The sequence below is a fragment of the Rhizobium sp. CAU 1783 genome, assembly GCF_054551725.1.
Genome location: NZ_JBTOLM010000002.1, coordinates 647,882 through 670,840, shown reverse-complemented (window position 1 = coordinate 670,840; position 22,959 = coordinate 647,882). Strand labels below are relative to the sequence as shown.

The 22,959-nt window shown below is 62.7% G+C and carries 22 protein-coding genes; 9 read left to right on the top strand and 13 right to left on the bottom strand.

The window, feature by feature from the left end; genetic code table 11:
• Positions 1-3: 3 nt before the first annotated feature.
• The 4 genes from ACX93L_RS10050 to ACX93L_RS10035 all read right to left on the bottom strand — a co-directional run bounded on the left by ACX93L_RS10050 (position 4) and on the right by ACX93L_RS10035 (position 4,802).
• The gene (locus ACX93L_RS10050) at positions 4-906 is read right to left on the bottom strand and encodes an ABC transporter permease subunit (protein ID WP_459404709.1); all 903 of its coding nucleotides are present in this window, start codon (positions 904-906) and stop codon (positions 4-6) included.
• Between the two features lie 10 nt (positions 907-916).
• Complete coding sequence (locus tag ACX93L_RS10045; RefSeq protein ID WP_459404708.1) at positions 917-2,077, bottom strand: ABC transporter ATP-binding protein; 1,161 nt, start codon at positions 2,075-2,077, stop codon at positions 917-919.
• Positions 2,078-2,157: 80 nt separating this feature from the next.
• Positions 2,158-3,255, bottom strand: coding sequence for a polyamine ABC transporter substrate-binding protein (locus ACX93L_RS10040; protein ID WP_459404707.1), 1,098 nt, complete (start codon positions 3,253-3,255; stop codon positions 2,158-2,160).
• Positions 3,256-3,380: 125 nt separating this feature from the next.
• On the bottom strand, positions 3,381-4,802 hold the full coding sequence (locus ACX93L_RS10035) for a helix-turn-helix domain-containing protein (RefSeq protein ID WP_459404706.1): 1,422 nt from the start codon (positions 4,800-4,802) through the stop codon (positions 3,381-3,383).
• Positions 4,803-5,186: 384 nt separating this feature from the next.
• Between ACX93L_RS10035 and ACX93L_RS10030 the strand changes: the two genes are divergently transcribed.
• Complete coding sequence (locus ACX93L_RS10030) at positions 5,187-5,429, top strand: SMc00767 family acetate metabolism repressor (RefSeq protein ID WP_169590667.1); 243 nt, start codon at positions 5,187-5,189, stop codon at positions 5,427-5,429.
• A 177-nt stretch (positions 5,430-5,606) separates the two neighbouring features.
• A complete protein-coding gene (locus ACX93L_RS10025) occupies positions 5,607-6,452 on the top strand; it encodes a CPBP family glutamic-type intramembrane protease (protein ID WP_459404705.1) in 846 nt (281 codons plus the stop codon).
• On the opposite strand, the gene ACX93L_RS10020 is transcribed toward ACX93L_RS10025, so the two are convergent.
• The 3 genes from ACX93L_RS10020 to ACX93L_RS10010 form a co-directional block, all read right to left on the bottom strand.
• Positions 6,449-7,333 (bottom strand): LysR family transcriptional regulator, encoded by an 885-nt coding sequence (locus tag ACX93L_RS10020; protein ID WP_459405362.1) that lies wholly within the window; start codon positions 7,331-7,333, stop codon positions 6,449-6,451. The genes ACX93L_RS10025 and ACX93L_RS10020 overlap by 4 nt on opposite strands.
• 389 nt (positions 7,334-7,722) lie before the next feature.
• A complete protein-coding gene (locus ACX93L_RS10015) occupies positions 7,723-7,869 on the bottom strand; it encodes a hypothetical protein (RefSeq protein ID WP_169590676.1) in 147 nt (48 codons plus the stop codon).
• Positions 7,870-8,084: 215 nt separating this feature from the next.
• Positions 8,085-9,218, bottom strand: a complete 1,134-nt coding sequence (locus ACX93L_RS10010) for a BaiN/RdsA family NAD(P)/FAD-dependent oxidoreductase (RefSeq protein ID WP_459404704.1) — start codon at positions 9,216-9,218, stop codon at positions 8,085-8,087.
• 174 nt (positions 9,219-9,392) lie between these two features.
• On the opposite strand from ACX93L_RS10010, the gene ACX93L_RS10005 reads away from it, so the two are divergent.
• The 5 genes from ACX93L_RS10005 to edd all read left to right on the top strand — a co-directional run bounded on the left by ACX93L_RS10005 (position 9,393) and on the right by edd (position 16,351).
• Entirely contained in the window at positions 9,393-10,829 is a 1,437-nt protein-coding gene (locus ACX93L_RS10005) for a glutamine synthetase family protein (protein WP_459404703.1), read from the top strand.
• 16 nt (positions 10,830-10,845) lie between these two features.
• A complete protein-coding gene (locus tag ACX93L_RS10000; RefSeq protein ID WP_459404702.1) occupies positions 10,846-12,132 on the top strand; it encodes an NAD(P)/FAD-dependent oxidoreductase in 1,287 nt (428 codons plus the stop codon).
• A 98-nt stretch (positions 12,133-12,230) separates the two neighbouring features.
• A complete protein-coding gene (gene zwf / locus ACX93L_RS09995; RefSeq protein WP_459404701.1) occupies positions 12,231-13,703 on the top strand; it encodes a glucose-6-phosphate dehydrogenase in 1,473 nt (490 codons plus the stop codon).
• 9 nt (positions 13,704-13,712) lie between these two features.
• The gene (gene pgl / locus ACX93L_RS09990; RefSeq protein ID WP_459404700.1) at positions 13,713-14,411 is read left to right on the top strand and encodes a 6-phosphogluconolactonase; all 699 of its coding nucleotides are present in this window, start codon (positions 13,713-13,715) and stop codon (positions 14,409-14,411) included.
• Between the two features lie 122 nt (positions 14,412-14,533).
• Entirely contained in the window at positions 14,534-16,351 is a 1,818-nt protein-coding gene (gene edd / locus ACX93L_RS09985) for a phosphogluconate dehydratase (protein ID WP_459404699.1), read from the top strand.
• Between the two features lie 106 nt (positions 16,352-16,457).
• On the opposite strand, the gene ACX93L_RS09980 is transcribed toward edd, so the two are convergent.
• The 3 genes from ACX93L_RS09980 to ACX93L_RS09970 all read right to left on the bottom strand — a co-directional run bounded on the left by ACX93L_RS09980 (position 16,458) and on the right by ACX93L_RS09970 (position 18,610).
• Positions 16,458-16,883, bottom strand: coding sequence for a GFA family protein (locus tag ACX93L_RS09980; RefSeq protein WP_459404698.1), 426 nt, complete (start codon positions 16,881-16,883; stop codon positions 16,458-16,460).
• A gap of 78 nt (positions 16,884-16,961) precedes the next feature.
• On the bottom strand, positions 16,962-17,966 hold the full coding sequence (locus tag ACX93L_RS09975; RefSeq protein WP_459404697.1) for an inorganic phosphate transporter: 1,005 nt from the start codon (positions 17,964-17,966) through the stop codon (positions 16,962-16,964).
• Positions 17,966-18,610 (bottom strand): DUF47 domain-containing protein, encoded by a 645-nt coding sequence (locus ACX93L_RS09970; RefSeq protein WP_459404696.1) that lies wholly within the window; start codon positions 18,608-18,610, stop codon positions 17,966-17,968. The genes ACX93L_RS09975 and ACX93L_RS09970 overlap by 1 nt, the downstream gene beginning before the upstream one ends.
• Before the next feature lie 140 nt (positions 18,611-18,750).
• Between ACX93L_RS09970 and ACX93L_RS09965 the strand changes: the two genes are divergently transcribed.
• Positions 18,751-19,254: an NUDIX hydrolase gene (locus ACX93L_RS09965; RefSeq protein ID WP_459404695.1), complete on the top strand. Its 504-nt coding sequence runs from the start codon at positions 18,751-18,753 to the stop codon at positions 19,252-19,254.
• A gap of 66 nt (positions 19,255-19,320) precedes the next feature.
• Here the strand turns inward: ACX93L_RS09965 and ACX93L_RS09960 are convergent, their stop codons facing one another.
• Together ACX93L_RS09960 and ACX93L_RS09955 are read right to left on the bottom strand one after the other, a co-directional pair.
• Positions 19,321-20,661 (bottom strand): DUF2778 domain-containing protein, encoded by a 1,341-nt coding sequence (locus ACX93L_RS09960; protein WP_459404694.1) that lies wholly within the window; start codon positions 20,659-20,661, stop codon positions 19,321-19,323.
• A gap of 205 nt (positions 20,662-20,866) precedes the next feature.
• Complete coding sequence (locus ACX93L_RS09955) at positions 20,867-21,571, bottom strand: SDR family oxidoreductase (protein ID WP_169590703.1); 705 nt, start codon at positions 21,569-21,571, stop codon at positions 20,867-20,869.
• 128 nt (positions 21,572-21,699) lie between these two features.
• Here ACX93L_RS09955 and ACX93L_RS09950 point away from each other — a divergent pair, with 128 nt between their 5' ends.
• Positions 21,700-22,593, top strand: coding sequence for a LysR substrate-binding domain-containing protein (locus tag ACX93L_RS09950; protein WP_459404693.1), 894 nt, complete (start codon positions 21,700-21,702; stop codon positions 22,591-22,593).
• 6 nt (positions 22,594-22,599) lie between these two features.
• Here the strand turns inward: ACX93L_RS09950 and ACX93L_RS09945 are convergent, their stop codons facing one another.
• Positions 22,600-22,956 carry a hypothetical protein gene (locus tag ACX93L_RS09945; RefSeq protein ID WP_459405361.1) on the bottom strand — a complete coding sequence of 119 codons (357 nt, stop codon included), beginning with the start codon at positions 22,954-22,956 and terminating at the stop codon, positions 22,600-22,602.
• Positions 22,957-22,959 lie beyond the last annotated feature (3 nt).

Genomic DNA, 22,959 nt, shown 5'->3' with positions numbered 1-22,959 from the left:
GCCTCACGCTTTCTGCTGCTGGTTCTGGAAGATCATGATCGGGATCACCAGAAGAAGCAGCAGCACCACGGCCACGGCGGATGCCAGCGGCCAGTCACGATTGCCGAAGAATTCGGTCCAGAGCGTCTTGCCGATCATCAGCGTGTTCGGCCCGCCCAAGAGGTCGGGGATGACGAATTCACCCGTGATCGGGATGAAGCAGATCATCGCGCCGGCGATGACGCCGGGAATGGAAAGCGGGAAAGTGATGCGCCAGAAGGCCTTCCATGGCGGGCAACCGAGGTCGCTCGCAGCCTCCAACAAAGTCCCGTCGAGCTTTTCCAGCGCCGAATAGAGCGGCAGGACCATGAACGGCAGGTAGGAATAGACGATGCCGATGAACACGGCGATCTCAGTGCGGAAGATCTGCACCTGTTCGTCCGGTCCGAGAAGGCCGACGCTCTGCAGGGCGAGTGTCAACAGGCCTTCCGGCTTCAGGATGCCGATCCACGCATAGACGCGGATCAGGAACGAGGTCCAGAACGGCAGGATGACCAGCATCAGCAGCGTCGGGCGGATCGTCGACGAGGCTCGCGCCATGGCGAGCGCCATCGGATAACCGATCAGCAGCAGAAGCAGCGTCGAGATGGAGGCGATCCGCAGCGACGACAGGTAGGCGTTGATGTAGAGCGGGTCTTCCGTCAGGAAGACGTAGTTCTCGAAATCCAGTTCCTTCAGAAAATCGCCGATCGCCGAAAGGCCGCTGAGCACAGGCGTATAGGGCGGCATCGCGATCGCGGTATCGGACAGCGAGATCTTCATGATGATGGCAAACGGCACCAGGAAGAACAAGGTCATCCAGGCATAAGGGACAAGCACCACCAGCCAGCGGGCCGGTGAAGAGGTCGGTGCGGTCGCGTCGCTCATGGCGCCCTCCTCAACGGGTCAGGACGAGGCCGGCATCGGCCGGCCAGGTGAGCCAGACCTTGTCATCGACCGCGATCGGTCGATCAACCAGGCGCGAAACATTCGCCTGCGCGGCACGAAAGGTCGATCCGTCGGCCAGCTTGACGATGAAAACGGAGAAGTCGCCGAGATAGCCGATATCCCACACCTCGCCCTCGAGCGCATTGACAGCACCCTCCGCCGGCTTCTCCGTCGAGATATGCACCTTCTCCGGACGGATCGCGAAGGCGACCTGCGCACCTGGTGTCGCCTGGCAGGAATGCTGTTCGACGCTGACCGTGAAGCCGCCATCGCAGGTCACTGTCGCGAAATCGAACTCGCCTCGCCGCTCGACCGAGACGAGCTTGCCTTCCAGGATGTTGATGTCGCCGATGAAGTCGGCCACGTAGCGGCTGTTCGGCGCCTCGTAGATTTCCGTCGGCGTCGCCACCTGCATGATGATGCCCTTGTCCATGACCGCGATACGGTCGGAAACGGTCATCGCCTCTTCCTGGTCATGGGTGACGATCAGGAAGGTCAGGCCGAGGTTCTGCTGGATATCCATCAGTTCGAACTGGGTCTCCTCGCGGAGCTTCCGGTCGAGCGCACCGAGCGGCTCGTCGAGCAGCAGCACCTTCGGGCGCTTGGCGAGGGAACGGGCCAGCGCAACACGCTGGCGCTGACCGCCCGACAACTGGCTCGGCTTGCGCTTGGCGAAGGGCTCGAGTTTCACGAGCTTCAGCATTTCCTGAACCCGGGCGTCAATTTCGGACTTCGGAAGCTTGTCCTGCTCCAGACCGAAGGCAATGTTCTTCTCCACCGTCATGTGCGGGAAAAGCGCATAGGACTGGAACATCATGTTGGTCGGGCGCTTGTAGGGCGGAACACCGGAAATGTCCTTGCCCTGCAACAGGATGCGACCTTCGGTCGGCTCCTCGAAGCCGGCCAGCATGCGCATCAGCGTGGTCTTGCCGCACCCGGACGGGCCGAGCAGCGAAAAGAACTCGCGCTCGTAAATGTCGAGGGTCAGGTTGTCGACGGCGGTAAAGTCGCCGAAGCGCTTGGTCACGTTCTCGAACCGGATGAAGGGCACCGACGCCGGGTCGGTCCATGGTGAGAATTTGCGCTTTACCGGTCCGAGAGACTTCGCCATCGCCTGATCCAATTATTTGTGAAATTTACAGCCAAAAATGAACCGGGCGCGAAAGTCGCGCCCGGTCAGTCCGTTGTCGATCAGTTACCGGTCTTGATCTGGGTCCAGACACGGTTCAAGACGCGCTGTTCTTTCGGTCCGTAGGGAGAAATGGTGAAGAGCTTCTTGACCGTCTCCGCATCCGGATAGACCGCCGGGTTCTTGAACACGGCCTCATCGAGAAGCGGCTGGGACGCCAGGTTGCCGTTGGCGTACTGGACGTAGTTCGAAGCCTTGGCGATGACATCCGGCTTCATCAGATAGTTGATGAAGGCATGGGCCTCGGCGACATTCTGGGCATCCGCAGGGATCGCCAGGTTGTCGAACCACATGTAGGTGCCTTCCTTCGGGATCACGTACTGGATCTCGACGCCGTTCTTGGCCTCTTCCGCACGCGCCTTTGCCTGCAGGATGTCGCCCGACCAGCCGATCGCCACGCAGATGTCGCCATTGGCGAGGTCATCGATATAGGCCGAGGAGTTGAAGGTCTTCACGAAGGGGCGAACCTTCATGTAGACGTCGCCGCCGGCCTCTAGATCAGCCGTTTCCTTGCTGTCCGGATTCTTGCCGATGTAGTTCATCGAAATGGCGAAGGTCTCGTCGGAAGCATCGAGGATGTTGATGCCGCAGTCTTTCAGCTTCTCGGCATTTTCCGGCTTGAAGATGAAATCCCAGCTGTCGATCTTGGCGTCGTCGCCCAGCGCCGCCTTCACCTTGGCGACGTTGTAGCCGATGCCCGTCGTGCCCCACATGTAGTTGACGGCATACTCGTTGCCCGGATCATACTTGCCAAGGCGCTCCATGATGTCCGGCCACATGTTCGAAAGGTTCGGCAGCTTAGACTTGTCGAGCTTCTGGAACACGCCTGCCTGGATCTGGCGGGCGAGGAACGGACCGGTCGGGACGACCACGTCATAACCCGAACCGCCGGCCAGCAGCTTGGTTTCCAACAACTCGTTGCTGTCGAACACGTCGTAAACGACCTTGATGCCGGTTTCCTTGGTGAAGTCTTCGAGGATGGACTCATCGATATAGTCCGACCAGTTGTAGACATGGACCACGCCCTCGGCCTGGGCGGCGGATGCAAGCGCCAGCGTCATCATCGCGGCGGAAGCCAAACGGATAAAATCGTTCTTCATTTTTTCTCCTGTTCCACTGTCAGGACTGCTCGCCCCTCAGCTATTCCCTTAATTTTTAAACAGACTAGAAAGGATTTGGGCGGGCGACAAGGGGGAATATTCGCAGTCGCAAACCACTCCTGGTGCTACTGAAAATCGAAGGCGGAAAGCCCCGTGACCATCTCGTCGAGGCCAAGGGGACGCGTCACCGGCGGCTCGGCCCGGGCAAGGCAGCCCTGCCTTTCGCAGAGCCTGCAGGCCGTCCCGACGGCAACGGGACCGAGCGGCCCGGCGACCTGGCCGTAGACCACCTCGTCGCGCTGGGCGATGTCGCAGCCGACCAGGAGCGCCGTCCGGCGAACCCTCTCATTGAAACCGGCCTGAGGCCCATCGAGCGTGCGCGCCACAGTCAGGAAACCGGTACCGTCCGGCATTTCCACCGCATCGACCAGAACCTGACCCGGCTGGGCGAAGGCGGCATGGATGCTGAGCTTGGGACATCCGCCGCCGAACTTCGCCTGGGGAAAACCCTGGGCGCCAGCCTTACGAAGGCGATGACCGGCATTATCGACCTCCAGTACGAAGAAGGAAACGCCTGCTGCACCCGGTCGCTGAAGCATGGTCAGCCGGTTTGCCGCCTGCTCGAACGAAACATTGAAGCGCGAACGCAGGATGTCGATGTCGTAGCGCGCTCGCTGCGCCGCGGCGAGAAATGCACCGTAGGGCATGATCAACGCATGCGCCGCGTAACGTGCCAACTCGAAGCGCCCGAGCCGCCTGGCCTCGCTTGTCGATAGGGAGAGCGCCTCCAGTTCCGCCAGCATTGCCTCGCCAAGCGCCAGCAGGCTCACCTCGATCGCCACCTCGCGCAACTGGTCGAAGGGCGACAACCGTTCCGACAGGAAGAGCCGCATGGAGTGCCGGTCGTAGCGGCGGCGCAGGTTCGGCATGGTGTGGATCGGCAGCGTGCGCACGACGATGCCGTGCTTGTTGCGCAGCCAGCCCTTCAGCGCCGGGGCCAGATCCTCTCCCGGCGACAGGCCGAGCGAAGCATGGAAGGCCTCGGCCGCATCCTCGATGCGGGCGTAAAAATTGGGGCGGCGCTCGAACTTTTCACGCACCTCGTCGATCGGTAGGCGCGCGCCGGCAAGCGAGGGCTCGTGCCCTTCCCTCGCCAGAAGATCGGCGAGATCGCTGAGCCGAGCCGCCTGCTCCCGGTAGGCGCGGTAAAGCTTGACGATGCCGTTCGCCGCATTCGGCGCAGCCTCCGCCACCTCGATCAGCTCGTGGTCGCCCGGCACTTCGCCGGCGAGCAATGCATCAGCAAAGACCTCGCGCAGCTGGCTGGCCGTGCCGCCCGCTTCGCCCTGCAATTCGTCAAGGTCGACCTTGTAGACGGCGGCGAGTTTCAGCAGCAGTTGCACCGTCAGCGGGCGCTGGTTGCGTTCGATCAGGTTCAGATAGGACGGGGAAATCTCCAGCGCCTCGGCCATCGCCGTCTGGGTCAGACCGAGACCGTTGCGAATACGCCGCACCCGCGGGCCGGCGAAGATCTTGTTATCCGCCATTTGACACACCTTTTACAAAATTTCGGCGAATGTACACCAAAGTCGAATTTACATTTTTTACAAATTTACATCGCCTCAGTGTCAAACACAATACATCGTAACCTCTTTCCGCCCCTTGCTTTCCCGTTTCTTCTGGAAATTTTGTGCGCCGCGCTGTAAATCCAGTCACATCGAAAGCGCAGAACCCAACAGCCGGAAAGCAAACGTCTTACAAACCAGAGCAAAGGGAATTTCATTATGACTGGTTTTTACAATCGGTTTCCAACTGATCCCCGGAGCGCTTATGACGGTTTGAAACGCCAGCCTCGGCAGTTGGGTTGAAAGCGGAAGACACGTCAGCAGATCAACAGTTCAAGAACCCCGTTTCATAAGAGGAGAAATGCCATGACCCCGCAGACCCGAGTTAAGGAACGCGCCGAAGAACAAGCATCGGCCATGACCGCAGACCAGCAGGCAATGATCCGCATGGTCGCCAACGACCTGCACCGCCTGAACCAGTCCGTCATGAAGGCCGTCGATGCCGGCGTATCGGTCGAACTCGTCCGCTCGGCGCGCCACCATGGCGGCGAAGGAAACTGGGGCGACCTGTTGATCCCCGTCATCGTCACCCAGGGCAACCGGGCCTGACGAAAGGACCATCCGGGGTCTTGAGCCCCGGGTCGGTTCCCGCGCAATGATCGCTGGCTTCGGGGGGAGCATCACGTGGTCGTTGCGCGGGATTTTCATTTTCGGGCAAAAGCGGTAGATGGCGTCGAGACATAAGGCCGTGCTATCAGGAGCAGATTGGTCAACCGGAACCGACCGATGCCGCGCCCTCGCCTCTCGCTCTCCCTGTTCTACGTCCTTACCTTCGCTCTGAGCTGGACCGCCTGGTATCCCCTCGTTGCCTTCCACCTCGGATATGGCCCGCCGGCGAGCGCGGGATTTCATCTTCTTGGCAGCCTCGGCCCGGCGTTCGCGGCCGTGCTGGTCAGCCTTCTGCCCTTTTCGCCGATCGCTCTTGGGACGCTTCTCGGCCGCCTCTCCTGGCGCCTAGCCTCTCTCCGCGGCCTCGCCTTCGCGATTGGTCTTCCGGTGGCGATCGGCCTCGCCGGTCTCTTCGCACAGGCCCAGCTTTCGGGATCTCCGATGAGTATCGACGGCGTCACCCGTTCACGGGAGTTTCCCGAACTCACCGGCCTGATGGTGATGGCCGCATCGGTGCTGTTCTATGGCTTCGGCGAGGAGATCGGCTGGCGTGGTTATGCCCTTCCGGTCATCAACCGGCGGCTCGGCGGCCTTTCGAGTGCGCTCGTGATGACGCTGCCCTGGGCGCTATGGCATATCCCGCTTCTCCTCTCCAGCCCGACCTATCAGTCACTCGGCATGGCCGGGCTCGCCGGATGGGTTGTCAGCCTCGCCACCGGGTCAGTGATACTCACCTACCTCTTCCTCCTCAGCGGACGCTCACTGATCGTCGTGGCGATCTTTCACGCCTTCATCGATCTTGCGATGACCAATGCCGCCGTACAGCCGATCGGCACGCAGGTGATGGGGGCGCTGGTGACGCTTGTCGGTGCTGGCGCGGCCTTCGGTTGCCGCCACATCGCGAAGGATGCCTTCTGGCCGCGAGAGCAGGAATGGGCCGAGGCGTCAGCGCGACAAGATTAGCCGCGGCTCGGGCGGCGGCCGGCGAAAAGATCGGTGTGGGCCCGCATCAATCTGGTCAGTCGGTCGACCACCGTCCTGATCTCCGGGCGATGCCGATCGTCATTGTTCATCACCACCCACTGACGATGGCGCAGCGCCTCGATCTCACCGCCGACCCGCTCGAGCCTCGGCTCCAGATCGCCGACAAAGCACGGCAACACCGCAACACCGGCCCCGGCCAACGCCAGATCGCGCAGCGAGCGCGGGCGGTTGACCGTGACGGCAATGTTCTCCGTCCTGTTTTCGTGCGGCCAGCGAAGATATGCGGAGATCGCATCGCCCTTATCCACGGCGATCCAGCGCTCGGGCCAGCGCCCCGCCTCCGCCTCCCCAGAATTGCGCGCCCGGTAGGCCGCATAGGCCACCTCGCCCAACAGCACCTTGGCGAGGTTCTGCTCTTCCGGTTCGAAGGCCCGGATGCCGATGTCCGCCTCCCGATGGGCGAGGCTGGCGCGTTGCTCTGCAATGAACAGGTCGATGCGGAAATCGTCACGCCCGGTGGACAGCGCCGGAAAGTTCTCGGCGATCAGCCAGGCGTTCCAGGTTCCGAGCGCAATGCGCACCAGCGACGATGCAGCCGTGCCGCGTCGCCAGGTTTCGACCTTGCGGGCCGCCGCCTCCAGTTCACCGAGATGATCGAGCAGCTGGCGGCCATCGGCGGTCAGCGAGTAGCCGGATTGGCTGCGGACGAAGAGTTCCCGACCAATCGTGCGCTCGAACTCCACCATGCGCCGGCCGACGGTCGCGGGGCTGAGTTCGGTCACGCCGGCCGCTCCCGTCAGCCCGCCATGACGGGCAACGGCGAGGAAAAGCTGATAATTGTCCCAGGCGACATTTTTCATTTCTGAAAAACATAGCGCATTTATTCCGGTTTGAAACGCAAATTTGGACGTATAGATCAGATGATGGTTCACGGACAGGAGATCCATCATGCGCGAAAATCTGGGAGCACTGTTGGTCTTGCAACGTCACGCACGGCCGGAGGGGCCCGAGCAGGGCCGCAAGGCCGAGGAAGCCTTCTATGCCCGTTATGGCGAAGGCCCGTTTCGACGGCTCGCCCGATGGCTGAAATCACATTGGCCGGAGAAATCAGCTGCGTGCCGGTCAGGCGCGTCTGCGACTGGCACCGAACCGCGATCGCCGGCAAATGCCGGGACGGCAACGGAGGAGGACAGGCGAACAAGGCCAACCGGTATTGAGGCTGGCAAGGCCGCATAGAGGTGGCGACGGATCAGCCCAGGAGAGCTGCTGCCGCGATCATCGCGAGCGCACTGCAGGCGCCGAGGCTCACAAGCGCGATCTGCCAGAGACGGGCGGTATCGGCTTCACGGGTCCTTGCGACGGCGATTGCACGGGGCTTGCGATTCTGATTGTTCATGGCGCGATCCTGGAGATTGCGTTCAGCGAAACATGCCGCCTCGGCGGCCACTCTGCCCGACATCATGTCCAACGCATCCGGTTAAGGAATGCCGGCATTCGGACAGGATGATGGACGCACGTTAACAAGGCCTAAATTAAGGCAGGGAGCTTGCGCAAAACCGTTGCCGGCCCTGATTTTTCCGGCACTGTTGCAGGAATGCCCGACCGCACCGGTCAGAGGCTCTCACCGGCCGCGCGACCGGACGCCCAGGCCCACTGGAAATTGTAGCCGCCCAGCCAGCCTGTCACGTCGACGCATTCGCCGATGAAGTAGAGCCCGGGAACGGTCTTCGCCTGCATGGTCTTCGAATCGAGACCCGCCACGTCGATCCCGCCGAGCGTGACCTCCGCGGTCCGGTATCCTTCCGAGCCGGCCGGCTTGATAACCCAGCCGTGCAGGAAGCCTGCGACGGTGTCCAGCACCTTGTCGGGGAGATCGGCGAGCGGCTTCTCGATCCGGAGGCGCTCCGTGACATATTGCGCGAGCCTTTTCGGCAGATGCTGGGCAAGCACCGTCTGTACCGCCTGCCTGCCGTTTTCGCGCCTGGCCGCCTTGAGCACGGCGGAGAAATCGACGTCGGGCTCCAGCGACAGGGTGATCGCATCCCCCTCGCGCCAGTAGCTGGAAATCTGCAGGATCGCCGGACCGGACAGACCGCGATGAGTGAAGAGCAGCGCCTCACGAAAGGCCGTCTTGCCATGGCGGACCTCGGCGTCGACCGCGACACCGGCGAGCGGAACGAGCTCCGCCAGTTGCCCGGGCTCCAAAGTCAGGGGCACAAGACCGGGCCGGGTCTCGGTGACGGCAAGGCCGAACTGCTCGGCCACCTTGTAGGCAAGGCCGGTGGCGCCCATCTTCGGGATGGACTTGCCGCCGGTGGCGATCACCATCGTACGCGCTTCAATTGGGCCTTCGGAGGTCTCGATGCGGAAGCCCGACTCGGCTTTTTCGATTGCTGCGACATCGATGCCAAGACGGAGTTCCACGCCGCCGGTCCGCATCTCGTCGAGAAGCATGCGGATGATATCCTTGGCGCTGTCGTCACAGAAGAGCTGTCCGAGGGTCTTTTCGTGCCAGGCGATCCTGTGTCGGTCGACCATGGCGAGGAAGTCCGCGGCGGTAAAGCGGGCGAGCGCCGACTTCATGAAATGTGGATTGGCCGACAGATAGTTTTTCGGCCCGGCATGAATGTTGGTGAAGTTGCAGCGGCCGCCGCCGGAAATGCGGATCTTCTCGCCCGGTGCTTTCGCGTGGTCAATAAGCACGACCGAACGACCGCGCTGACCCGCGGTCAGTGCGCACATCATGCCGGCGGCGCCTGCGCCTACAATAGCAACATCAAATATACGCGCCAAATTCGGCCCCTGCGACAAAGAATATCTGTCTTTTCGATCGGCCCTGCAAAGTCAATGGCGTTTCCCCCCTCGCCAATTCGAGAAGTCGGGCTATGATGAGGGCATCAACAACCAAACCGGTGAGACATGCCTCCGAAGAAGAATATGCTCAGACCCCAAGGCGCAGCGTCCAAAAAGGCGAGCATTCCTCCGGACATCAATTCGACCCGTGGCGTGAAGACCTGGAAGGAAGCCGCAGCGTGGCTGAGAGCCCGCGGCATCGAAGATATCGAGTGCATCACCCCCGATCTCGCCGGCGTACCGCGCGGCAAGATGATGCCGACCTCGAAGTTCACCGGCGACACGTCGCTCGCCCTTCCGTCCGCCCTCTATCGCCACACGATTTCCGGCGAATATCCGGAGGAAAGTGGCCAGTTCCGCTATGATTCGCGCGACAGCGACATCAAGCTGATGCCGGACCTCTCCACCCTTTCGGTCGTTCCGTGGGAAACCGACCCGACCGCCCAGGTGATCTGCGACATCATCACCACGGACGGCGCGGACGTGCCCTACACGCCACGCAACGTGCTGAAAAACGTCCTGAAGCTCTATGACGCCAAGGGCTGGCGCCCGGTCGTAGCCCCGGAAATCGAATTCTACCTCGTCGCCATGAACGACGACCCGGACTATCCGCTGCATCCGCCGAAGGGCCGGTCGGGCCGCTCCATCCTCGGCGGACAGGGCTATTCGATCGCCGGCATCAACGAGTTCGACGAACTCATCGACGACATCTACCACTTCTCCGAAAAGCAGGGCCTCGAGATCGACACGCTGATCCACGAAGAAGGTCCGGCCCAGCTCGAAATCAACCTGCGTCACGGCAATCCGATCGAGCTTGCCGACCAGGTATTCCTGTTCAAGCGCACGATCCGCGAGGCTGCGCTCAAGCACGGCATCTACGCCACCTTCATGGCAAAGCCGATGCAGGGCCAGCCGGGCTCGGCGATGCATATCCACCAGTCGGTGGTCGATGCAGAAACCGGCAAGAACATCTTCTCCAATCCCGACGGTTCGCCGTCGAAGGAATTCTTCCACTTCATCGGCGGCATGCAGGCCTATGTGCCGAAGACGCTGGTAATGATGGCGCCTTACGTGAACTCCTATCGTCGCCTGACGCCCGACATGTCGGCGCCGGTCAACAATGCCTGGGGCTATGACAACCGCACCACGGCTTTCCGCGTGCCGGTGTCCGACGCGCGGGCGCGGCGCGTCGAAAACCGGCTGCCGAGTTCTGACGCCAACCCCTATCTCGCGCTCGCGGCCTCTCTTGCCTGCGGCTATCTCGGCATCGTCAAGGGCGTCGAGCCGACGGCGGCTTCCGAAGGCACGGCCAATGAAGGCTCGGTAGAACTGCCGCGCGGCCTGCTCGAGGCGGTGTCGCTGCTCGAATCAGATCCGGCCCTGGGCGAAGTGCTGAGCGATGAATTCATCGGCCTCTATGCCGGCGTCAAACGCGGGGAATTCGAGACCTTCATGCAGGTGATCAGTCCGTGGGAACGCGAGTTCCTGTTGCTGAACGTTTGATACGAAGGAGTCTCCCATGGCTTGGCAAAGCCCGATCGCACCGGGGATCTCCTGGTATCAGTCAACTGTGGCCGAACGGCCGGAATATCTGCCGCTCGACGGTTCCCGAACGGCGGACGTCGCCATCATCGGCGGTGGCTTCACCGGCCTGCAGGCCGCCTACAATCTCGCGAAGGCCGGCCTCTCTGTCGTGCTGATCGAGGGCCATCGCATCGGCGACGGCGCCTCGGGCCGCAACGGCGGGCAGATGGGCACCGGCCAACGCTGGTATCCGGAAGAACTCGAGGCGGAACTCGGCTACGAGCGCTCCAAGGCGCTGTTCGATCTCGCCGAAAACGCCAAGAAGTATGTGCTCTCTTTCGCGGGCGACCACGGCATCGACATGGAGTTCATGCCGGGTCAGATGAACGTCTCCCACAAACCGGGTCACGACAAGGAATACCAGCGCACGGTTGAGATCGCCGCGACGCGCTACGGCTATCCGCATCTGTCCTATATGGACGGCAGGGAGACGGCGGAACGCGTCGGTTCGAAGCGTTTCTTCTGTGGCGTGCGCGACAGCGGCACCGGCCATATCCACCCGCTGAAGCTGGTGGTCGGGCTCGCGCAGGCGGCAAAAGTCGCCGGCGCCGCCATCCACGAGATGACGCCCGCCGTGTCGATACGCCAGTCGGGCGGCAACACGCTGATCGAGACAAGGACGGGCACGATCACGGCGGACAAGGTGCTGATCGCCACCAATGCCTATATCGGCAATCTCGAACCGGTGACCTCGGCACATGTCATGCCGATCCGCTCCTTCATCGGCGCGACCGTTCCGCTCGAGAAGTTCCCCTCGGTCATCCCCGGCTCCGAATCGATCGCCGACTCGCGCTTCGTGGTTCGCTACTGGCGGCGGACGCGCGACGGACGGTTGCTGTTCGGTGGTCGAGAGGCCTATACCTCGGACACGCCGCGCGACATCTCCGCCCATATCCGCCGGCAGATTGCCGAGATTTATCCGGAACTCGGCGAGATCGACATCACCCACGCCTGGGGCGGCTCGGTGGGCATTACAATGCCCCGCAAGCCGTTCGCCCGCGAGGTCATGCCGGGCGTGATCTCGATCGGCGGTTATTCTGGCCATGGCGTGATGCTGTCAAACTACTGTGGCAAGCTCTATGCAGACTTGGTGACCGGAAAGGGACGCGAACTCGATCACCTGATCGACCTGAAGATCCCGCCCTTCCCCGGTGGGGCGAAGTTCCGCAGCCCGCTGCTGTTCCTCGCGCTCACCTGGTATGCCCTGCGCGACCGGTTCTGATTTTTCCGAGACGGGCAGGTTTTCGCACCTGCCCACTGGCTTTTTTAAATCGATTAGATTACATATGGGTCCAATGTTTTCGATTGAGAGAAGCCTGAATGAGCAGCCAGATCATCCCCGTCGAGCCGTTTGACTATGTCGTGTTCGGAGGCACCGGCGACCTTGCGGAACGCAAGCTCCTGCCGGCGCTCTACCACCGCCAGCTTGCCGGCCAGCTGACCGAGCCGACCCGCATCATCGGCGCCTCGCGTACGCCGATGACCGACGACGAATACCGGCAGTTCACCCTTGCGGCGCTGAAAGAGCATCTGAAATCCGAGGAACTGGAAGAGGCACAGGTCGCGAAGTTCCTGTCGCGCGTCTTTTACGTCCCGGTCGATGCCAAGGCGGACCAGGGCTGGGACAAGCTCAAGGCCATGCTCGACAGCGGCAAGGACATCGTCCGCGCCTTCTATCTCGCGGTTTCCCCTGCCATCTTCGGCGACATCGCCGACAAGATCCGCGATCACAAGCTGATCACCAAATCGACACGCATCGTCGTCGAAAAGCCGATCGGCCGCGATCTCGAATCGGCGCAGATCCTCAATGACACGATCGGCAAGGTGTTCAAGGAAGAGCAGATCTTCCGCATCGACCACTACCTCGGCAAGGAGACAGTGCAGAACCTGATGGCGCTCAGGTTCGCCAACGCGCTTTACGAGCCCCTGTGGAACTCCGCGCATATCGATCACGTGCAGATCACGGTCGCCGAATCCGTCGGCCTCGAAGGCCGTGTCAGCTATTACGACAAGGCCGGCGCGCTCAGAGACATGGTGCAGAACCATATCCTGCAGCTACTCTGCCTGGTCGCCATGGAAGCGCCGAACTCGATGGACGCCGAAAGCGTGCGCGACGAGAAGCTGAAGGTCCTGCGCTCGCTCAAGCCAGTGACCAACGGCAACATCGAGAAGTTCACGGTGCGCGGCCAGTACCGCGCCGGCGCCTCGGCCGGCGGGCCCGTCAAGGGCTATACCGAGGAGCTGGAAGGCCCTTCGGACACGGAAACCTTCGTCGCCATCAAGGCAGAGATCGCCAACTGGCGCTGGGCGGGGGTTCCCTTCTACCTGCGCACCGGCAAGCGGCTGGCAAACCGCGTTTCGGAAATCGTCGTCTCGTTCAAGCCGATCCCGCATTCCATCTTCGACGAGGGTGCCGGCCGGATCGAGGCCAACAAGCTGGTGATCCGCCTCCAGCCGGACGAAGGCGTCAAGCAGTGGCTGATGATCAAGGACCCCGGCCCGGGCGGAATGCGCCTGCGCCACGTCTCGCTCGACATGAGCTTCGCCCAGGCCTTCGACGTGCGCAATGCCGATGCCTACGAGCGGCTGCTGATGGACGTGGTGCGCTCCAACCAGACGCTGTTCATGCGCCGCGACGAAGTCGAGGCGGCATGGCGCTGGATTGACCCGATCCTGAAGGGCTGGGAAGAGACCGGGCAGAAGACGCAGGGTTACACCGCCGGCACCTGGGGTCCGAGCCAGGCCATTGCGCTCATCGAGCGCGACGGCCGCACCTGGCACGACGCGGACTAGGGGCTGGCGATGGCACACGTGATGCATGCATTCGAGACCCGTCCGTCGCTCGCCGCGGCGCTTGCGGAGCGCGTTTCCGCCGCGCTTCAGGCCGCTGTCGCCGCCCGCGGCACCGCCACCCTCGCCGTTTCCGGCGGCTCGACCCCGAAGGCCTTTTTCGAGGCGCTTTCAACCCAGCCGATCGCCTGGGACCGCGTGAAGGTGACGCTGGTCGACGAACGTTTCGTCGGCCCGGACCATGAGCGTTCCAACCACAAGCTGGTCGCCACGCATCTGCTGAAGAATGCGGCCGCCGTGGCCGAGTTCGTGCCGCTCTATCATCCTGCCGAAACAGCAGAGGCGGCGGCAGCGTTCGCCACGGCCGCGACTGCGCCGCTCGGCCACCCGTTCGACGTGGTGATCCTCGGCATGGGCAATGACGGCCACACGGCCTCGTTCTTCCCCGGCGGCAACCATCTCGGGGCAGCGCTCGATTCAGGCACGGCGCGTTGCGTCATGACGATGGAGGCCGAAGGTGCCGGCGAACCGCGCCTCACCTTCTCCTTCTCGGCGCTCGCCGACGCCCGCCTCCTGGTGCTGCACATCGAGGGCGCCGAAAAGAAGACCGTTCTGGAAAAGGCGCTTTCCGGCCACGACGAGACAGAGATGCCGATCCGTGCCGTGCTTGAACGCGCGGCCACGGTACCCGACATCTACTGGGCCCCCTGAAGAATGCCCGACCGCTGCCGCCCCGATCCGCGGGACGGCCTTAGCCCCGCCCGCACGAAGCGGGCTCAGAGCCGCGTCGATCCGAGACCACCCGCCGCGCGCGTTTCAAGGAGTGACACCCTATGTCCGCAGACAGCCGTATCGAAGCCATCACCCGCCGCATCGTCGAGCGTTCCAAGCCGTCCCGCGAGATCTATCTCGACCGGGTCCGCGGCCAGATCGGCAAGGGGGTGCATCGTGCCACGCTTTCCTGCGGCAACCTTGCCCATGGCTTTGCCGCCTGTTCCGCCGGGGACAAGGCGACGCTGTCCGGCGACCAGATCCCCAATCTCGGCATCATCACCTCCTACAACGACATGCTGTCGGCCCATCAGCCGTTCGAGACCTATCCCGCGCTGATCCGCGCCGCGGCGGCTCAAGCCGGTGGCGTGGCACAGGTCGCGGGCGGTGTGCCGGCAATGTGTGACGGCGTGACCCAGGGCCAGCCGGGCATGGAACTCTCGCTCTTTTCGCGCGACGTGATCGCCATGGCGGCCGGCATCGGCCTTTCCCATAACATGTTCGACGCGGCGCTCTTCCTCGGCGTGTGCGACAAGATCGTGCCCGGACTCGTGATTGCGGCGCTGACCTTCGGCCACCTGCCCTCTATCTTCGTACCGGCCGGCCCGATGACCTCGGGGCTTCCGAACGACGAGAAGTCGCGCATCCGCCAGCTCTATGCGGAAGGCAAGGTCGGCCGCGCCGAGCTACTCGACGCCGAGTCCAAGTCCTATCACGGCCCCGGCACCTGCACCTTCTACGGTACGGCGAACTCCAACCAGATGCTGATGGAGATCATGGGCTTCCACATGCCCGGCGCCTCCTTCATCAACCCGAACACGCCGCTTAGGGACGCCCTGACGAGGGAAGCCACAAGACGTGCGCTCGCCATCACCGCCCAGGGCAACGAATTCACGCCGGCCGGCGAAATGATCGACGAGCGGTCGATCGTCAACGGCGTGGTCGGGCTGCACGCGACAGGCGGATCGACCAACCATACCCTTCACCTGATCGCCATGGCACGAGCGGCCGGCATCCATCTCACCTGGCAGGACATTTCCGACCTTTCGGACGTGGTGCCGCTTCTCGCCCGTGTCTATCCGAACGGGCTTGCCGACGTGAACCATTTCCACGCCGCCGGCGGCATGGGGTTCCTCATCAAGCAGCTGCTGAAGGCCGGCTTCCTGCATGACGACGTGCGTACCGTTTACGGCCAGGGGCTTGCCGCCTACACGATCGATCCGCAGCTCGCCGCCGACGGCACCGTAACGCGTCAGCCGTCGCCGGAAGACAGCGCCGATCCCAAGGTGCTTGCCCGCATCGAGACCCCGTTCCAGCCGAATGGCGGCCTGAAGATGCTGACCGGCAATCTCGGCAAGGCGGTCATCAAGATCTCGGCCGTCAAGCCGGAACGCCATGTCGTCGAGGCGCCCGCCATCGTCTTCCACGACCAGCAGGAATTGCAGGACGCCTTCAAGGCCGGCAAACTCGACCGCGATTTCGTCGCCGTCGTGCGTTTCCAGGGCCCGAAGTCGAACGGCATGCCGGAGCTGCACCGCCTCACCCCGCCGCTCGGCGTTCTGCAGGATCGCGGTCACAAGGTGGCGCTTCTGACCGACGGCCGCATGTCCGGTGCCTCGGGCAAGGTGCCGGCCGCCATCCACGTCACCCCGGAAGCCGTCGACGGCGGCGCCATTGCCAGGATCAAGGACGGCGACATGATCCGGCTCGACGCCATCGCGGGTACGTTGGAGGTTCTGGTCGACGCCGCCGAGTTTGCCGCGCGGCCGGTCGCGGTTGCCGATCTTTCCGCCAATGAATTCGGCATGGGCCGCGAACTCTTCGCGCCGCTCCGCCGCGTGGCCGGTCCAGCGGATCAAGGTGCCAGCGTGCTGTTCTGATACCGGAGCCTGAGGCGGGTGCCGGCAGGCGATGCGGATCCCACCACATGGCGCCGGAACCGTGGCTAACCGGCGGCGACATCATGAGGTTGTCGCTGGCAAGATCTCAGGACGTCGACTCGAAGCGAAGGATACCTGCGACCCGCGACACATCTCCGGTGTCCGAGGGGTGGGCGACGCCGTCCATCACCTGGACCTCGGGGAAATCGAAGGGGCTCACACCCTCGATGCAGGCGACGTTGATGCCGAACTGGGTCGGATCCGAACGACGTTGGTGATGGGTATAGATGCCGCAGGTGCTGCAGAAATAGTGCCGGGCCGTACCTGTGTTGAACTGATAGAGCGTCAGGTTCTCTTCGCCCTGGACGAACTCGATATCCGAGAGAGGAGCCGAAACGGCGATCGCCCCGCGCATCCTGCAGTAGGAGCATGAGCAACGGCGGATCGTGTTAAATTCGTCCGTGAGGCGAACACGGAACCGAACCGTCCCGCAATGGCAGGCTGCCTGATGCTGAATTCTTTCGTCGCTCACAGTCACCACCTCGCTCTTGTCCGCAAGGAAGAAATAGCGAAGCCCGACGCCGGCGGCAATGGCGCCGCCGGCCTTGTTTCAACCGAAGAGCGAGCAGGCGAAGAAGGTCAGCGCCGAGATGATGGCCGCGGCCGGAAGTGTCACGACCCAGGCGATCACGATGTTGCCAGCGAGCCCCCAGCGGACCGCTGAGACCCGGCGAGCCGCCCCGACGCCGACAATTGCACCGGTGATGGTGTGGGTGGTCGAAACCGGGATGCCGAGCCAGGTGGCGCCGAACAGGGTCAACGCGCCGCCGGTTTCCGCACAAAAGCCCTGCATCGGGTTGAGGCGGGTGATCTTCGATCCCATCGTGTGGACGATGCGCCAGCCGCCGAACAGCGTACCGAGTGCCATGGCCGACTGGCAGCTGATCACCACCCAGAAGGGCACGTAGAAGTCCGAGCCGAGATAGCCTTGGGAAAACAGAAGAACGGCGATGATGCCCATGGTCTTCTGCGCGTCGTTGCCGCCATGGCCGAGCGAATAGAGCGAGGCGGAGACGAACTGCATGACCCGGAAGGTGCGGTCGACAGCAAACGGCGTCTGCCGGACGAAGAGCCAGGAAACGATCAGCACCAGAACGAGCGCCAGCAGGAAGCCAATCATCGGCGACATGAAGATCGCACCGACGGTCTTGAGGAGGCCGGACAGAACCAGTGCGTCGCCGCCACTCTTGGCAAGCCCCGCGCCGACGAGACCACCGACGAGCGCATGCGACGAACTTGAGGGAATACCGAAGATCCAGGTGATGATGTTCCAGGAAATAGCGCCCGTCAGGGCGGCAAAGATCACCTGCGGCGACACGATCGCTGGATCGATGATCCCCTTGCCGAGGGTTTCGGCGACATGCAGGCCGAAGAACAGGAAGGCGATAAAATTGAAGAAGGCCGCCCAGGCCACCGCATATTGGGGCCGCAAGACGCGGGTCGAGACGATCGTCGCGATCGAGTTCGCCGCGTCATGAAGGCCATTCAGGAAGTCGAAGAAGAGCGCGACGCCGATCAGGGCGACGAGCAGCGGCAGTGCAAGGGTGGCGTCCATCAGACGTTCTCGATCACGATGCCGCTGATTTCATTGGCGACGTCCTCGAACCGGTCGACCACCTTTTCCAGTTCGCCGTAGATCTCGCTGCCGATGATGTAAGCCATCGGGTCGGTCGCACCGTAGCGCTTGTAGAGATCCTTCAGGCCCTTCTCGTAGAACTCGTCCGAGCGACCCTCGACACGCATGACTTCCTCGGCGATCTCGGTCAGCCGATGGGCATTGGCGCCGATCTTGTTGAGCAGCGGGATCGCCTCGGAAATCAGGCGGGCGCATTCGGCGATCATGACACCGATCTCGCGCATGCCCGGCTCGAAGCTGGTCTGCTCATAGAGGCGAATGGTCTTGACGGTCTTATGCATCATGTCGATCGCATCGTCGAGCGACTGGATCAGATCCTTGATGTCGCCGCGGTCGAAGGGAGTTATGAAGCTGCGGCGCACCGCCTGAAGGACGTCGCGCGTGATGTCGTCGGCCTCATCCTCGAGGGCGATGATGCGCTGGCAATGGGCCTCAAGGTCGCCCTCGCCGGCCAGCAACGACTTCATCGCATTGGCGGCGCCGACGACGGTCGCGGTGTGGCGTTCGAAGAGGAGAAAAAACCCATCTTCGCGCGGGAGAAGCTTCTTGAACAGGGAAATCATGCACTCATATCCAGTCGTGGCATTGTCATAAAACTGTCATAAATGAAATCCGGATGCTGCAAAAGCGGGAAGTCGTCGATTATCCTGCAGAGATGCAACACTCGCCGACCGATTTGCGGCACACGAATTCCGGGGCGACCTTGGCCAAGAAAAAGACCCTTCTGCAAAAGCTCGCCGGCACCGGGCCCTCGCTCTTCTCAAACCAATGGCTGGAACAGTATGCGGCGATCTGCTTTCGGCCGGGGGACAGGCCGGGCGACTACGAGGTGATGCTGATCACCGCCCGCGGGTCCGGGCGCTGGGTGTTGCCGAAGGGCGGACCGATGAAAGACCGAACCCCGCGCCAGGTCGCGGCCCAGGAAGCGTTCGAGGAAGCCGGCGTCAAGGGCAAGGTCGGCAAGGCCCCGCTCGGACGTTATTGCTACGTCAAGCGGCTCGAAACCGGTGAAAGCGCGCCCTGCATCGTCGAGGTTTTTTCACTGGAGCTCGGCGAGACGGTCTCCTCGTTCAAGGAGTTGGGACAGAGAGAGATCCGCTGGGTCAAGCTTTGCGAGGCTGGACGGTTGGTGGAAGAACCCGAATTGCGCGGAATCTTTCTCGCACTCGACGATCGATTGAAGAGCCGCGACGACAAGGCCAGGTGAGACACCGGCATGAAAAAGCCGACCAGTGAGGCTGGTCGGCTTTCGTTGATCTGGTCCTGACGACCGTCACATCATCGCGACATATTTCGGCAGTTCGGCCATCCGCGGAACGACGATCAGCGTCTTGACCTGGCCACGCTTGAAGGCGTTGAGGAAGCGATTGTAGTCCTCGAACACCACGCAGCCAGAGCTGTCACCCCGCTTGCGCAGCAGGTAGGTGTGGGTCAGGAAGCCGTCGCGGCCGTACATCTTGCTGTCGCCGACCGGGGTCATGCGGATCGCCTCGATACCGTGAAAGCGGCTTTCACGCATGCGCAGATTGTAGACGTTCGGCGGGGTCGGGCCGCGATTCTTGACATGGACGAACTTGGGATTGTCGCGCATATGGGCGCGGCCGGAATGGGCCTCGAGCTTCTCGCCGTTCGGCATGTGCACAACGCCGGCAGAAATGTCGTAGACGGCGACGCCGCGGCCGGGAAGCTTAGGCTTGCGACCGAAGAGCGAGGGACGCTCCTCGTCGGTGTCGCTCAGCATCGGGTTTTCGGGCTTGGCATAGGCCAGCATGTTGGACGGTGGCTTCCTCGCCTTGTCCTTCGTGGCGGTTGCATCGGGCTTTTCCGTCAGGCGGGCCGGCGCGTTTGGGCGAGAGGACGGAAGCGGGCCGTCGTCCGGCAGGGCATCGTGATCGTTTTCGGCCGGTTCGGACAGAAGTTCGACGAACGGTTCCTCGCGCGGATCGGCTCCAAGCGGCACGGCTTCGCTCGCCGGGATGGGCGCAGCATAGGCGAGCGCCGCCGGACTGCCCATCGCAGGGTTCGCAGCGGCAAGCTTTTCCGCCGGCGAAATCGCAGTCGGGTTGATCGATGCCGTCTGAACAGTGGCGTCCGGCGCGGCCAGCGTGTTGTCGTCTTCGGACACAAGTCCGGCGATCGCCTTGGCGTTGCGTTCCGCGACCGCAACGGCGAGCGCCTGGCGCAGCATCTCGCGGGCCTTCGGATCGCTGGTCGCCTCTGCCCGCATTTCGAGCATACGGCCGGATTTGTCGACCGGGGCAAGCGCCATCGAGGCCGGCAGCATCAGCAGGCCGATTTCCTCGGTCGCGGCGATGGCGTCGGCGACGCGCATGCGTGCGAGTTCGGCCGCCTGGCCGGCGTCATGGCGGTCACCGCGCTTCAGCGCCTTGCCGGCATCGAGCGGCTTGTCGACCAGTGCGAGAGACGGCGAAGCCGGCTTCGGCTCCGACGTCAGCACCTGGATGGTGGCAATGGAGGCCGTCACCCAAAGGATACCGGCAAGCCCGACGCCGATGGCGACGGGCACTGTGAAGACCTTGCGGCCATTCCTGGATCGGGATGAGGGAGCAGCGGACGCTTTTCCCTTGGTCACTGTCTCGGTCGAGAACGCCATACTCTCACTCGCTACCAGAGGCCTCTCGGCCCGGCGGGTTTCATCGCCGCGGCCCTACACATCCGGTGAGACAAGGAGGTCTTCACTCAGGACCTCCTTTTATCCGGACATCCTAAAAATGAAGAATCTTGGTAACCAAGAGGTTTACGCCGCGTTGATTCTTTTATCCCTGGCAGAAATGGCAAGAACAAGGCAAAAACTGACATCAAATGGAGCGCATCAAACCGCCGTCGACACGGATGCCCTGTCCGGTGATATAGGCCGCGCCCTCCGACGCCAGGAAGGCAACCGTGGCTGCAACCTCCTCGCTGGTGCCATAGCGGGCCATGGGCACGCTCTCGCGCCGCTCCTCGGTCTTCGGCAGGCTATCGATCCATCCCGGCAGAACGTTGTTCATGCGGATGTTTTCGGCCGCGTAAGTGTCGGAGAAGATCTTGGTGAAGGCGGAAAGACCGGCGCGGGCAACGGCCGAGGTCGGGAACATGGCGCTCGGCTCGGCGACCCAGGCCGTAGAGATGTTGATGATCACGCCATTCTTCTGGGCCTGCATGATCGGCGTGACGAGCCGGGTCGGACGAATGACGTTGAGGAGATAGACGTCGAACCCCTTGTGCCAGTCCTCGTCCGAGATCTCGAGGATCGGTGCACGGGGGCCGTGGCCGGCGCTATTGACCAGGACATCGACACGGCCCCAGCGGGCGAATGTCTCGTCGACGAGGCGCTTCAGGTCTTCGTTCGACTGGTTGGAACCGGTGACGCCGATGCCGCCCAGTTCCTTGGCGAGCGCCTCACCCTTGCCAGAGGAGGACAGAATGGCAACCTTGTACCCTTCGTTCGCAAGGCGCCGGGCTGAGGCCGCACCCATGCCACTTCCGCCAGCGGTGATGATGGCAACTTTTTCTACAGTCATTTTCCTGTCCTTTGGCTATTCTGGCGCCGGAACATCCGGTCCAGCTCTCGTCTGATGGATTTCCTAGCACCATTCGCGGCGATTTCCGAACGCGATAAACTGCGCTCTGACTGTAGAAAAACTCTCGCATGAACAACATTTCCAGACGCCTGCCATCCCTCAATGCCCTGCGCGCCTTCGAGGTCACGTCGCGACACCTGAGCTTCCGGGCGGCGGCGGAGGAGATCGGCGTGACCCAGAGCGCCGTTGCCCAGCTGGTGCGCGGGCTGGAAACGGATCTCGGCGTGAAGCTCTTCCTGAGACTGCCGAAACAGCTCACCCTCACCGACGAAGGCCGCGCCTACTGCACGGACATCCGCCGGGCATTCCAATTGATCGGAGAGGCGACGCTGGCCATCAGGCCGGTGCAACGCAGCCTGACGATCAGCGCGACTCCGACCTTCGCGGCGAAGTGGCTGCTGCCGCGACTGCCAGCGTTCATGGCGGCCCATCCGGAACTCGAACTGCGCATTCTCGCCAGCGAGAGCCTCGCGAGCTTCCAGACCGACGGCGTCGACATCGCGGTTCGCCAGGGGCAACCGCCCTTCGGGCCCGGACTGGTTTCGGAACTGCTCTTCGAACAGCGAGTCATCGCGGTGTGCAGTCCGGCCTATCAGCCGGCCGCTGCCGAGGCCCTGAACAAGGAAAGCCTGGAGGGCCTTATACTGCTCCGGGACACCCACAATCTCTGGCCGGAATTCATCGATTCGGGGCTGAAACTGGCGTCTGCGACCGAGGCCAAGGGCGTGCGCTTCAATCACACCTCGCTAGCCATCGACGCAGCCATCGCCGGACAGGGCATCACGCTCGCCAGCGACTTCCTGGTCGAAGCAGACCTTGCTGCCGGCCGGCTGGTCAAGGCCTTCGATGTCGGCATTCACGGCCGGCATGATTTCCACGTGGTTGCGCCCCGCGAGCCGAAGCACCCCGAGGCGACGAACATCGTACGGAACTGGCTGGTTGCCCAGCGCGGGCAGCGCTGACCCGGCTTACCAGGAGCGGACGTCGAGCACCTTATCGCGGTGAGCCGGATGGGTCGAGAAGACGAAGATCCGGTCCAGTTCCTTCTTGGTCAGCAGACGCAGGAAACGGATCTCGGCGGTGTTGTTGGCAAAGGTCTTCATCAGCAGGCAGCCGACCTTGGTGATGCGGGCATCGGGAAGATCGAGATAGAACTGCTGGGGGAGATTGTATTGGGTCAGGAGGCCGATGATGGCGCCGCTCATCGAAATCTTGATCACATCGCAGCGGCGGGCCGCCATGTGCATCACGCCCTTCTCGGTATATTCGATCCGGGCTGCGTTCATCGTATCCTCCATCGGGAACCGCGCTTCGCGGTCGTACATGAA